Genomic DNA, 12,966 nt, shown 5'->3' with positions numbered 1-12,966 from the left:
GTCCACGCCACCATGAGCGGAGAAGACCTTCGGGATGCTGGAAGCCGCGGGAGTCTCACCAGACCAGGAGGCGGTCTACCGCCTCCTGGTCGCATCGGGTGGCACCACCGCCCAAGACATCTCACTCCGCACCGGTCTGAACGGGACCGACAGCACACAGGTGCTCGAAGCCCTGGTGCGCCAAGGACTCGCCACCCACACCGACGGCACACCCCGGATGTTCCAGGCGGTCCCCCCGGACGTGGCGCTCCTCCCCCGCATCAAAAGCACCGCCGATGCGCTGGACACCGCACGAGCCGAGGCGGGCCGTCTGCTGGAGACGTACCGCGAGACAGCGCGCCGCCACGACGCCGGACAGCTCCTGGAGGTCATCACCGGGGCCGAGGCGCTGCGCCAGCGGCTCAAGCAGATCCAGGTCAACGCCCGCGAGGAGATGCTCTGGTTCTGCCGCGCCCAGTACGTGGCCATGCCCTCCGGTAGCAACACGGAGGAGTTCGAGGCCCTCGCCCGGGGTGTCCGCTACCGCGTGCTGTACGAGAAGGCCTTCTTCGACGACGAGGGGGCCATTGACAACGTTGTAGCGGGCGTACGCGCAGGCGAACTCGCCCGCTCCGTCCCGTGGTTGCCTCTGCGCCTCGCGATAGCGGACCGGTCCGTGGGCATCTTCCCCCTGGTGCCCGGCGGCCCCCACGGCAGTCCCGGAGAGCCCACCACCGCCCTGGTCAGAGACAGCAGTCTGCTCGATGCCCTGGTCGCCCTGTTCGAGAGCTACTGGGAGAACGCCGTCCCCTTGCATCTCTCGGCAAAGGGCGCCGACCTGACCACGGACGACACCGGCGCACACCCCTCCCTGTCACCGGCCGACGGCCAACTCCTGTCCCTGCTGGTCGCCGGAGTCGCCGACAAGACGATCGCCTCGCAGCTGGGCCTCAGCCGACGTACCGTCCAGCGTCGTATCCAGAGCCTGATGACACGCGCCGGCGCGGGCACCCGCATGCAACTGGCGTGGCAGGCCGCCCGCCGCGGCTGGCTCTGACGGTCCCTCAACTCCCGGTTCGGCAGTGTCTGTTACGGCAACGCAAACCCGAGCTGCTGAGAGGCGGCGGTCACTCCCGCGACACCCCACCGCGCCACAACCTGCTCAGTCGTGGACAAGGAGCGCAGCTCGGAACGGTCGAGGTAGAGCATTCCGTCGAGGTGATCGGCCTCATGCTGCACGATCCGCGCCCCGAGTCCGTCGTACGCCTCCACCAGGTGCCGTCCCGTCTCGTCCTCCCGGGTCAGCCGGATCCGGTCGGGCCGAGCCACTACGGCCTGCCAGCCGACCATACTCAGGCATCCCTCGAAGCTCGCCGTCCGCGATCGGCCCATGGCCTTGTACGAGGGGTTGACCAGCACGGTGAACGGCACGGGTTGCTGCCCCCGCTCGATCAGCCGGGCGGAGAACTCTGCGGGCGTCTCCAACACCGCCAGCCGGAGCGGAAGCCCAACCTGCGGTGCGGCCAGTCCGACAGCTCCGTGGATCTCGCTCATCGTCTCGCGCATCCTGGCGATCAGACGGCCCAGCGTGTCGTCGTCGAGCTGGCCGTCATAGAAAGCGATCTTCTGGCGGAGTACGGGATCGCCTGCCTGAACAATAGTCAAGGGCCCGGGCTTCTCGAGGAGTTGAGCCACCTTCTCGGCGAGTTCATTGCTTCCCATGTCTGCACAACCGCAGCCCGAGCGGTGCGAGGTTCACGCGATCACCGCGGAGTGAGTAAGGGCACAGCAGAGACCGGACAAACAGCCCATACGGAAATCGCACGAGCGCGAACGGCGCTCGGGTCACCATGAGGCCGTTCACGGGAGAATCGTTCTGAGCGAAGAATCGAACTGTTCGAATTGAGTCCGATTGCTAGGCATCTGCGCCTTTTGCGAGATTCAGGCAAGACGCCAGTCCGTCAAACGGCGGCATTGCCCTTACGGCAGACAAGGCGTCCCAGGGATCGCCCCTCATTGACGTGACGTACATGAGGGGCGATCCCTGGGACGCCTGAGATGGCTCCGTCAGGTGGCCCGGCGGAGAGGAACGACGACTCGCTCCCCCAGCCGACCCGGCGTGATCCGGTAGTACTTGATGTGCCCGATCTTCTCGGTCTCTTCCAGCCAGCCAAGCCCGATGACCTGTTTCCGTGTCCTGGAGAAGACAGGCGGCGCCATGCCGACCAGCTTGGCCAGCTGAGCCGCGGTCTCCAGAACCGCACCTGACCGGTCCGTCGGGTGCAGGGCGTAAAGCATGACGACGAGACGCTGGTTGGCGGTCATGTCGGCCGTTGCTTTCACCGCTTCACGCTGCTCCAAGCCTTGAGTGTGCCTGCCGCTCTCCTACCTTGTGACACAGCGCCGTACTCCACTCCCCCACCCCGCTCTCGCCCCCGCCGACCAAAACGCTCAACACCATCTCGCCCCCTCTGCTCCCGCCTCACAGAAAGCCAGCCACGACGTACCAGTACGCGGTCGCCGGGGCGCGCGTATGCCTCGGTCAGCCCCCACTCGGCTCAGCCACGCCATCCGCTTGTGAACCCGGCACAAGGAGGCTGACGGGGTACCAGCCCCGGCCCAAGCGGACGGGGCCTCGCCCCAAGGTGGAGAGCGGGACCTGCTGCCCGGCCGACCTATTACGCCGTAATAGGTAGAGACGGCTGTGGCCGGCACGAGAGTTCTCGTGCCGGCCACAGCCGTAACAGCCAGAGGCAGCATGAAGAAGAATCAGGTTCGGGATCCGAGGCGCTGGCTCTGATGCTCATTGAGGATGTCGAGCATCCTGTCGAACTCGGCGTCGCTCATTTTCTGGATGAGATGCATGGCGATGAACGCGCCGTCCTCATAAGGGAGTCGGCGAGCAGTGCTGGACTCGGCCTGGTCCTGATCCACGTCTCCGATCACACTGTCGGAGGCCCGGGGATCGGGCACGGTCTCCCCCGACTTCACCGGTGCGTCCTTCTTCGCCGCTTGCGCCGGGGGCTCAAACGGCTTCGCCGCCACCGGCGTTGAGTCGACGGCTGGCGGTGCACCCCTTGTCGGCTGGGGAGTTGCGGTTGGCGCGGGTGTCGGCTCGGGGACCGCTTCCTCAACCGGTTCCGGTTCGTCGAGCACCTGAGGAACGTCAGGGACTTCCGGTGCGGGGGCAGGCGGCGGCTCTCGCCGTTCCGCCTCCTTGCGGGCGCGTTCGGCCTTGAGCTCCTGAAGAGCGGCTTCCTGCCGGTCGTGGGGTTCCTTGGCCACGGAACGGAGGAGTTCGACGGGCTCCTCCCCCACTGCCGCCTGAAGCTCCGGGCTCAGGTTGAGCAGCGCGAGACGCTGGGACACCCAGCCCTGAGACTTACTGAGCCGCTTGGCCAGCTTGACCTGTGACCCGTGAATGGCGAGCAGCCGCTGAAGCGCCTTCGCCTCGTCCAGAGGATCGAGGTCGTTGCGGTGGATGTTGGCGACGAGGGCGGACTCCAGGATGGCGTCGCCATCACTCCCCTGCTCATCGTCGACCATGACGTTGAGATGGGTCAGGCCTGCGTCACGCGCGGCGGCCAGTCGGCTGCTGCCGTCCACGACGACATGGGTGGTGTCGGGCTCGAGGTCGTTCGCCCGGGCGGGGTTGGCCTTGATGTAGGCGTCACGGTTCATGACCGTGATGGCCTGCTTCTGCCCGTGCTCCTTGAGGCTGTCCGCGAGTTCGGTCAGATCACCCAGCGAGGTGCGGGGGTTCTCGGGGTTGGGGCTGATGCGGGTGATGGGAAGTCGGTTCGGAGGAGCGACCCCGTCGGTCGGCACGCCGGTGGCCGCGCCGATGGCAGCTCGCCGGGCACTGACGGGCCGGGTCCCTCCCCCGAAGCGTCCGGCTCCCAGCTGGTCGGCCTTGCTCATGAGATCTCCCGTGCCAGTGCACGCATGGCGATGGCCTGCTGCGAGGCCGGCGCATAGCTCAGCAGCGGCTGCTTCATGCGGACGGCTTCCTTCTGTTCCTTGAGGTCGTTGATGAGGCCCACGACTCGCGGATCCTTTATGTCGACCCAGCCCTGCAGGGACGAGGTGGCGATGTAGCCACGTCGGCCGTCGTAGAGGTTGACGACGATGCCCAAGTAGTCGATGTCGAGGGCGAGGTCGTTACGGAGATCCTCTATCTGGTTCGTCAGCAGGTCGTAGGCGTCGGCGGAGCTGTCCTCGGCCTGGACGACGATAAGGGCACCGGACTGGCCCGGCCCTTCGCCATCCCGTCGGCGTCCGTAGTAGGCGGCGGCGTCCATGCTGAGGCCGAGGCTGGGCGGGCAGTCCACGATCACTACGTCGTAATCGGCTTCGAGCGGCAGAAGGGCCCGCTCCAGAGCCGCCTCGCGGGCGCGGACCGCGGACAGTCGGACGTCGAGGAGGAAGGCGTCATGGCATGCGGGCAGCAGATGCAACCGGCCGCCGAAGTTGTCCTCGTCCACCGAGACGATCAGGTCCTTCAGCTCGCCCTTGGGGTCGCCGGCCATGTGGTTGGTGAGGCTGTCACCGTTCATGGCCAGGGGAGCGGCGCCCAGTTGGTTGGTGAGGTGGCACTGGGGGTCGAAGTCGACGAGCAGGACACGGAGCCCATGCCCAGGAAGCTTCTCGACATCGAGCGGGTCGCTGTCGACAGCAGCCGCATCGGCTTCGGCCTCACCGGCACGGAGTGCGGAGACCAGGGCCTTGGCGACGCGCACGGGGAAGAGTCGGTTGGAGTCCTCTGACAGGGCCTCACCCACTCCCGCCGTAATGGCGGTCTTGCCTACGCCGCCCTTCTGGTTGCAGACGACGATGCGGCGGGTGATGGCCGGACGCTGGACATCGGGCGCGGGGTTCGTGTCGAGCCAGAGCTGAACGGACTGGGCGAGCCCCTGAATCAGGGATACGCGACGGTCCTCCGCGATCCTCCGGAACTCCTCCCACTGGCCCGGCGGCAGGAAGGTGGAGAAGGACTCGGCTCCAGCGGTGTCGACCGTTGCGGTGGCCGAGGCCAGCTCGCACCAGGCGGTGATGCCCTGCTCGACGGCCGTCTGAATCTCGATACCGAGCTGGGCAGTTCTGACTTTGAGGTTCTGCCGGAGCCATCCCGGCAGCTTGGAGACGACCTTGGCTCGGTCGCTTGAGGTGGCTGGCATACTCATGGCGCTACCTTACTAACGTCATAGATCATCTGCTGCACCGACACGTTAGTTAGTGCGACTTGGTGATGGGGGAGAGGCCTCTACCCCTATTACGGCGTAATAGCTCGCCCAGGTTCACAAGCCAGACAAGGGGACACAGGACTCCCCAGACTCCTCGGCTACACCCCCCTCGACAAGCCCCCGCACCCCTCGGGTCTCTTCTCCTCGACGGGGCCTCAAGCACCTGTCGAGCCCTCAGACCTATTACGGCGTAATAGGTCTGAGGGCAGAGGAGACCCACAGACACACGACAGCCCCGCCGCTTCCTGGCTACCGCTGCTGAAGCTCCACCGCCGCATCCACCGCTAGACGAGCTTCCTCGGTGAGGGCGACAGAACCAGCACTCTCCTTCTCCAGCTTGGTTAGGGCGCGTAGGGCGGCGTCGAGATAGCGGTTGAGGCTCACCATTTGCAGCGGAGTCCGGCAGTGGGGGAGGACCGCCTCAATCTCCTCTAGCCAGTAATCGACGTCGTCATCCCGGACCAGTGACTCACGGTGCTCCAACAGCCGAGCGGCAACAGGCACCATGAGCGCGTGCCGCTGCTGCGCTTCTTGCTGAGCCCTCCGCTCAGCGGCCTGCTCCAGGGCGTGCCGACGTTCTGCCTTGAGTACGGCTTCAGGGGTCCGGCGCACCGGGTTCGCCCGGGGAGTCTCATCAACAAGCTCGGCGGCCTTCAGCCGCTTCGCCTTGTTGTACGCGGCGCTCGGTGCTCCCACCGCCAATGTCGGCGCCAACTGAATCCACTGGGCTCCTGCACTTCGCGCATCATCCACCGCACGTGCCTGATGGACCTCGGCCTGCTCACGGAGGTACTCCCACAGCTGCACCCGCTTCAGCGCGGCTGAACGCCGTACCTCGGGGGAGCGGGTGCTCAGCGCCTGGGCGTGCTTCTCCGCGTAAAGCAGTGCACCGAACAACTCATCATCCGCAGGCATCCGTTCCACATCCGGATCCTCAGCGTCCTCATGCATCTGCCGCAGCTCGCCAACGACAGCTACGGCATCAAGGGCCCCGATCCGCAGTGGGGCCTTGACCAGGGGAGACGTAGGCCGAACCGAACTCCGCACACGCTTCTTCATGCCAACATCCTGTCCCAGGGACCCCGTTTCACATTCTGTGAAACCTCTCTCCAGGACGACGGGCCGACCTATTACGCCGTAATAGGTCCCTCTCCCTCCACGCCCGGTTCGGCGAGCGCCAGCAGGGAGGAGATGCCGTACCCAGAGGGGGCGAGTGGTGAAGCCACCCGAAAACGGCGGTGGCTCGCGCCACAGGGACGCACTCGCCGACCCCAGGGACTGGAGCGCCGCCTGCCCCGGGCGGGGGAGTGGTCTGTTGGTGTTTCGGTCCCTGCTCCGGTGCTCCACACCATGGCAACGAGCGCAGGGACCGAAGAGGTTCACGCTGCTGCATGCCCAGAACGTGGTCCTCAGGGACCAGGGGCTGAGGGCCGGACTGAGAGGGACCGGGTCCCTTTCGGTCCCTGGGCCTCGGTCCCTGGTGTTTTTGCAGGTCAGAGGCTTTTCGCTGTGCTGCGTAGGGACCGAAGGGACTGAAAAGCGCAATTATGACGTAGACAAGACATGTATTCGTACGCGCGCGCGTATACGAAACACACATCAACTTCAGCTCATAATGGCGAAGTTCAGTCCCTACGGTCCCTGTTCCAGTACGGTGTACTTCTCTGACCTGCAATGATGTCCATGGACCGAGCAGGGACCCCCATAACCCACAGACCCTGCCGTTTGGTCCCTGGACCCTTTGGTCCCTCCCCAGCCCCGCCGGACCGGGGTCGGGGGCCTCCAACCCTTCAGTCCCTTCCGCCCCTAGGGTGGAACACCAGCCCCCGGACCGAAGGGACCCAAGGGACTGAGGAACCTGATAGAAACGGCACGCCGATTGGACAACCTTCCTTTTGCGAAGGTGGGCCTTACACTCTTTTCGCATCAGAGTCCCTTCGGTCCCTGGCGGGGCGGCCTCGCATCAGGTGTGTGAAGTGACCGGGCAGACAAGAAGTGACAAGGACGATTCCTGTGCCGCGCGAAGGTGAGGACCGAGACAGTGCAGCCAGCGTCGCGCCCGCGTCCCCTGCGCCCCCGCAGGCCGTCGCCCGCTGGTGTGCGGCGCAGGGCTGGCCGGTGCACCCGCTCTCCCCAGGACGTAAGACGCCTGTCGGCAACTGCCCCTCCTGCGCAGGAGTCCGACACGACCCCGCGACCTGCCCCTGCCTCCCCGCAGGACGCCCCTGCCATGGCTTCCACTCCGCGACGACCGACCCGGCGCTCATCGACCGGTGGTGGGCCGACAGTCCCTCCGCAGGCGTGGGCGTCGCCTGCGCCCCCGCAGGGCTCGTCGTGATCGACATCGATGCCCACCAGGTGTCTGTCGCCGACAGGGCTCATCTGCTGCCGGGTATCCCCATCCCCGAGCAGGTCGAACTCGCAGGTCTGGCCTCCGGCTTCGACACCCTGGCCCTGCTTGCCGCCTACCGGGGCGAGAAGGATCCCGCGCACGACGAGAACACGCTGCGGGTACGGACTCCTTCAGGCGGCCTGCATGTCTGGTACCGGAACCCCGACTCCGCCACCCGCTACCGCTGTTCGACGGGCTCCGGGCGAAACACGGCGCTCGCCTGGCAAGTTGATGTGCGCGCGGACGGTGGCTACATCGTGGCCCCGGGCACACGTACGCCCCAGGGCGTCTACCGTGCCGAAGGTGCCGCCAGGTATCCGGCCGTAATACCCGAGTGGCTACGGGGCGAACTCCGCCGCACAGGGCATGTCATCGAGCCCCGGCCCCCGCAGGCCGCAGGAGCCGGGCCATCGACAACCGCCCTGCCTGCCGAGGCAGCTGCCCCGAGCAGGAGCGGTCCCAGGCGGACGGTCGGCGCTCATCAGATCATTGACCCCCTGATCGCCCAAGTCGCGGAGTGCGCCTCCGAGTCGGAGGGCATGGGCTTCTCGGAGAAGCTCAACAGGGCTGCCTACACCGCCGGTGGCCTGGTCGGTGCGGGCCATCTTGAGCACGCCGCCATTCGCGAGCGACTTGTCCGTGTCGCTCACTATGCCCGCCCTTGGCAGCAGTCCCGGAATGAAAAGATCGTTGACGACGCCCTTGCCGTAGGGTCCGTCCGCCCTCTTCACCTCAAAGGACGTCCATGAGCAGCAGTGCCGAAGGCTCCCCGCGTTTTGATCCGCAGGCTGCCGCTCAGCAGATGCTCGACCTTCAGTCGGCGGAAGTGGCTCCAGGTGCCGCCCGGCTTCCCGCACAGGGCGTCGTCGGTTCATCCGTCGTGCCGGTCCCGCAGGTGGGTCCGCTCGTCCCGCCCGGGTCCGGTATCGGTGTCCCGGCCGCGGTGCCTCCCTCGCTCTCCGACCGGGGCAACGCCCGGCTGTTCGTGCAGCTGCACCGCGACCAGTTCCGTCATGTCGAGGGCCTGGGCTGGTTCTCGTGGGACGGCTACCGGTGGAAGCGTGGGGGAGGGGAGAAGGCCGCGCTGTGGGCGGCGGGGGAGATGGCCGAGGACATGCCGCTCAGCGATCCGCGCGGTGTCTTCAGCGATCGTGAGCTCGCTCAGCACAAGCGGCGCACACTCTCCACCACCGGCCTCAAAGCCCTCCTGACGCAGGCGAAGGCGTCCCCGGACATCTCCGTCGACCCCGACCGGCTCGACGGCGACCCTTACGCCCTGTGCACCCCTGTCGGCGTCGTCGACCTCAACAACGGGCATCTGCGCAAGCCCGACCCCACCCGCGACTTCCACTCCCGTGCCACCAGCGTCGCTCCGCAGGACATGGAGACTCCTCGCTGGCACCGCTTCCTCGCCGACACCTTCGGGGACGACGACGAGGGCCGGGAGATGATCGACTTCCTGCACCTGCTGCTCGGGTACTCCATCACGGGCGACGTCGGCGCCCAGGTGCTGCCGTTCCTCCACGGTGAGGGCAAGAACGGCAAGTCCGTCCTGCTCGACATCATGATCCAGATCCTGGGTGACTACGCCGACGCGGCCCCGCCCGGCTTCCTGATGGACCGGGGTGCCTTCTCCGAGCACTCCACGGAGCTGACCGAACTGCACGGGCGCCGCCTGGTGGTGTGCAGCGAGCTGAAGCCGAACGACAAGTTCGACGAGGCACGCGTCCGGCTGCTGACGGGCGGCGACAAGATCAAGGCCCGCCGTATGCGGCAGGACTACTTCTCGTTCACGCCCACCCATCACCTGTGGCTGCTCGGCAACCACCGCCCGGAGGTCTCCACCGGTGGCTTCGCCTTCTGGCGCCGCATCCGTCTGCTGCCCTTCACCCGGACTGTCCCGGCGCACCGCAGGATCGACAACCTCGCCTTCGAACTCGTAAGGGACGAAGGCCCGGGGATTCTGCATTGGCTGATCCAAGGCGCGCAGCGGTATCTGCGCACCAGAGACCCGCTGGAGGGCCCCGACCGGGTTCGTATGGCGACTACGGCCTACGCCACCACCGAGGACCACATCGGCCGCTTCCTCGCCGAGTGCTGCACGCGGGACTGTGATCCGGGCAAGGATCTGCGGGTCGAACAGGGGCTGCTCTACGCGGAGTACAGCTCGTGGTGCAACGCCGGTGAGGGCATCCGGCCGGCGACTCCGCGGGCCTTCGCGAATCGCGTCCGCCAGGAGGTGGGCGTGGCCTCACCGAACGACATGATCAAGTCGAACGGCCGTAAGTACTACCCGGGCATCGGCCTGCTGGAGCAGGCATGAGGGCTGGCGTCGGGCAGCCGTCCACCCGACGTGCCCTACACCGGTGTCGCGGCGCGCTCTACGATGGTGGCCCGGCCCCGTACGCGGTGGACTTCACAGAGCGGCCCGTCACCTGGCGGCGAGCGGGCCGGGGCGGGACAGATCGATGCCCGGACATGCCTCCATGGCCGGGGAGCATGCCGACGAAGGAGGGGCTGCAGCCATGAGTTCGCTGTTGACCGAGAGCGACCTCATCCACGAGGCCGAGGTGGTGTGGCTGGAGAACCTCGAGCGGCTCGACTACGTCCGTCAGGCACTGGACAAGACCCGGCGGCGCAACACCAAGCCGCCGTACGCACGCGACGGCCGCATGATCGGCTACGCGCTGTTGGACGAGGATGCCTCGCCGGACCCCGACAGCGGCCTGTACAAGCGGCGGGTGTTCTTCCTGCTGCCCCACGACCGTGACAGCCTGCCCGACGGTCTGTACCGCGAGGGGGCCCCGGGCGAGGCCGTCGACCCGCGCACGATCGAACCGAAGAAGCCGGGAGCGAAGACCCCTCGCTCCCAGTCCGGGTCGGTGGCCGTGGCGTCGGCGCCCTGACCGCTGTTTCCTTCTGGCCGGCTCCCGCGCAAGGTCCTGGCAGGCTCACGAGCTGTGGCGTCCTGAACGTGCACATAGTCCCCCTCTTACGACGGACCGGCGCGCGCATCGGGTTCATGTGCGTCAGCCCCCGGAGCAGCCGACGCACATGAACCCGGCGGTGGCCTACACCTTGGTCCGTAGCACGAAGTCCCTGACCGCCGCCGCGAACGTCTCGGGCTCCTCGAGGTGGCCCATGTGTCCGCTGTTCTCCAGCATCAGCAGCTGTGAGTCGGGGATCAGCTCGTCGAGTTCGTAGGCCCAGCGTGGTCCGCAGATCACATCGTGACGGCCTCCGATCACCAGGGCGGGCGGCGCCAGTTCCTTGAGGGCGGCGCGGTCGTCGATGACGGCGGGGGCGAGGTCCTCGTCGAGGCCCGAGATGTAGGTGGCACGGACCGCGTCACGGAACGGGGCCAGCCGCTCTTCGTTGGCCCAGTAGTCGGCGAAGTACGAAGGCAGCACACCTCGCGCGACCGCCAGGGTCTGCTCGTCGCTAGAGATGCTGCCCATGGCCCCGAACGCGGCCAGGACATCGGGCAGTCCGGGGTGGCCCGCGTGCTTGGCGACGAACGCCTCCACCATGCGGCTGGCTTCCGCGCCGTGCTCGGGCCCGGTGACGGGGGCGCCTGCGTACAGCACCACGCCCGCCACCTGCTCGGGGCGGTGCAAGGCGTGATACGCGGCCACGAAGGCGCCGTGTGAATGGCCCAGCAGATGCACCTTCGACACGCCGAGCCGGTTGATCAGCACCTGGAGGAAGCGGCTGTAGCGCTCGCGGGTGTAGCCGTGCGGGTGCGAGGGCAGCCGACTGTCCTCGGAGGTGCCCACGGGTTCGACGTAGACCATCGTCAGGTGCTCTTCGAGGGCGGGCATGCGCAGGTAGTCGTAGAAGATGCCGGGACCACCGGAGTGCGCCACGCACACCGGGCCGCGGCCGTGAACGTGGTATCGCTGGATCACCCCGCCCGTCCGGTAGGTATGGGTGCCGATGGAGAGGGGGTCGGGGTGGGTGGGGGAGGTGCTCATCGGGGTCTCCGTCAGTCCGTGAGGTCAGTGACACCGACAAGACGCCGCGGAGGCCGAGAAGTTTTATCGCCGTGATGTGATCTGAGCCATATCCGTGAGGCCTGTTCCTCAGGCCTCGGCAGGGGCTTTTTGCGGGCGGGCCGCGTGATAGAGGGAGACCCGGTCGAAGCGGCCGGCGTTGAGCGACATGATCCAGGCGACTCCGGGCGGGCAGTGGTCCGGGTCGTCGGGCGGGTTGACCAGTTCCATCTCCCAGACGACCAGCGATCGTCCGGCCACCACATGCAGCGGGCGCTGGCGCACTCCCGCCGCGAGGTCTCCGTCCATGCCCGCCAGCATGAGACCGGCGCCGCCGATCCGTCGGCCGCCGGCCAGCAGTGCTACCTCGGGGGAGTAGCGGTCCTTCACCACCTTGCCGAATTCGCCGCGTTCGGCGGCCGCCAGTGTCTCGCGGGCTTCCTGCCAGCTGGCTTCGGTACGACGTGCCACGTCATCGTGAGCCGAGCCGACGGTGGCGGTGAGGGCCTGGGCGAGGGCACCGCGCGCCTGGTGCAGACGGCTGCGCACCGTGCTCACCGGAACCGCGCAGGCCTCGGCGATCTGCTGGTAGGAGGTGACCTCGGTGGAGAAGTACCGCAGGACGAGCGGCAGGCGCAGGGTCGGAGACAACGCCTCCACGGCCTCCCAGACCCAGTCCCGCAGCGCGTGGCTCTGCAGGAGCTGTTCGGGTGTGGAGCCGGAAGCGGGCAGGGGGACCGCCGCCATGGGTTCGACCCGCCGGGAGGCCCTCAGCAGGGTGCGGCAGCAGTTGCGTACGACCATGTGCAGCCAGGGCCCCACGGCTTGCGGATCGCGGACGTCGACGATCCGGCGCAGCGCCACCAGCGCCGCCTCCTGCATCACGTCGTCCACGTCAGGGCCTGGCCCCAGCACACTGAGCGCCACCGCTCTCATCCCGGGCGCATGCTGTTTCAGCAGCAGGGCCAGCGCCGACACGTCGCCCGACTGCGCTGCCAGGGTGAGAGCCGCGTCCTGCGCCGGGTCGGCGCCTTTGGGTATCACGCTCATACCTTGTCCTCCCGGCCACGACACGTGTCTTCGACCCTAATCGCTGCGCGGGCTGAAGGCTCAGTACCAGTGGTTGGCCTGCCAGAACGTCCATGCCTCGCAGGGGCTGCCGTACACGCCGTTCATGTAGTTGAGGCCCCACTTGATCTGGGTGGCGGGGTTGGTCTGCCAGTCGGCGCCGACCGAGGACATCTTGGAGCCCGGCAGCGCCTGGAAGAGACCGTAGGCGCCGGAGGAGGCGTTGACCGCCTGGTAGTTCCAGCTGGACTCGTGGTCCACGATGTTGCTGAAGCACTGGAACTGGGCGCTG

12 protein-coding genes are annotated in these 12,966 nt (G+C 67.3%); 4 read left to right on the top strand and 8 right to left on the bottom strand.

The annotated features are described in order from the left end of the window. Positions 1-34 precede the first annotated feature (34 nt). The gene (locus IQ210_RS44475) at positions 35-1,036 is read left to right on the top strand and encodes a helix-turn-helix transcriptional regulator (RefSeq protein WP_194084962.1); all 1,002 of its coding nucleotides are present in this window, start codon (positions 35-37) and stop codon (positions 1,034-1,036) included. Between the two features lie 32 nt (positions 1,037-1,068). On the opposite strand, the gene IQ210_RS44470 is transcribed toward IQ210_RS44475, so the two are convergent. From IQ210_RS44470 to IQ210_RS47710, 5 genes are all read right to left on the bottom strand, one after another. Then, positions 1,069-1,701, bottom strand: a complete 633-nt coding sequence (locus IQ210_RS44470) for a peptide deformylase (RefSeq protein WP_194084960.1) — start codon at positions 1,699-1,701, stop codon at positions 1,069-1,071. Positions 1,702-2,046: 345 nt separating this feature from the next. Then, a complete protein-coding gene (locus IQ210_RS44465) occupies positions 2,047-2,304 on the bottom strand; it encodes a replication initiation protein, RepL2 (protein WP_194085022.1) in 258 nt (85 codons plus the stop codon). A gap of 444 nt (positions 2,305-2,748) precedes the next feature. Further along, positions 2,749-3,900, bottom strand: coding sequence for a ParB/RepB/Spo0J family partition protein (locus tag IQ210_RS44460; RefSeq protein ID WP_194084959.1), 1,152 nt, complete (start codon positions 3,898-3,900; stop codon positions 2,749-2,751). Next, entirely contained in the window at positions 3,897-5,162 is a 1,266-nt protein-coding gene (locus IQ210_RS44455; protein ID WP_194084957.1) for a ParA family protein, read from the bottom strand. Before IQ210_RS44455 ends, IQ210_RS44460 begins: the two co-directional genes overlap by 4 nt. 309 nt (positions 5,163-5,471) lie before the next feature. Then, positions 5,472-6,281, bottom strand: a complete 810-nt coding sequence (locus tag IQ210_RS47710; RefSeq protein WP_228049573.1) for a hypothetical protein — start codon at positions 6,279-6,281, stop codon at positions 5,472-5,474. A gap of 936 nt (positions 6,282-7,217) precedes the next feature. Between IQ210_RS47710 and IQ210_RS44445 the strand changes: the two genes are divergently transcribed. From IQ210_RS44445 to IQ210_RS44435, 3 genes are all read left to right on the top strand, one after another. Continuing rightward, entirely contained in the window at positions 7,218-8,363 is a 1,146-nt protein-coding gene (locus IQ210_RS44445; protein WP_322658405.1) for a bifunctional DNA primase/polymerase, read from the top strand. Continuing rightward, positions 8,360-9,937, top strand: coding sequence for a DNA primase family protein (locus IQ210_RS44440; protein WP_194084955.1), 1,578 nt, complete (start codon positions 8,360-8,362; stop codon positions 9,935-9,937). Before IQ210_RS44445 ends, IQ210_RS44440 begins: the two co-directional genes overlap by 4 nt. Before the next feature lie 202 nt (positions 9,938-10,139). After that, positions 10,140-10,520, top strand: coding sequence for a DUF6009 family protein (locus IQ210_RS44435; protein WP_194084954.1), 381 nt, complete (start codon positions 10,140-10,142; stop codon positions 10,518-10,520). 165 nt (positions 10,521-10,685) lie between these two features. Here IQ210_RS44435 and IQ210_RS44430 read toward each other — a convergent pair whose 3' ends face one another. The 3 genes from IQ210_RS44430 to IQ210_RS44420 all read right to left on the bottom strand — a co-directional run. After that, complete coding sequence (locus IQ210_RS44430; RefSeq protein ID WP_194084953.1) at positions 10,686-11,588, bottom strand: alpha/beta fold hydrolase; 903 nt, start codon at positions 11,586-11,588, stop codon at positions 10,686-10,688. 108 nt (positions 11,589-11,696) lie between these two features. Then, a complete protein-coding gene (locus IQ210_RS44425; RefSeq protein WP_194084952.1) occupies positions 11,697-12,656 on the bottom strand; it encodes an RNA polymerase sigma factor in 960 nt (319 codons plus the stop codon). Between the two features lie 60 nt (positions 12,657-12,716). After that, a partial coding sequence (locus IQ210_RS44420; protein WP_194084951.1) for an aggregation-promoting factor C-terminal-like domain-containing protein occupies positions 12,717-12,966 on the bottom strand: 250 nt, incomplete at its 5' end.

The organism is Streptomyces justiciae, assembly GCF_015163075.1.
In the GTDB taxonomy this organism is placed as follows: domain Bacteria; phylum Actinomycetota; class Actinomycetes; order Streptomycetales; family Streptomycetaceae; genus Streptomyces; species Streptomyces justiciae.
The sequence above is the reverse complement of the archived record's forward strand: the minus strand, read 5'-3'. Positions and strand labels throughout refer to the sequence as shown.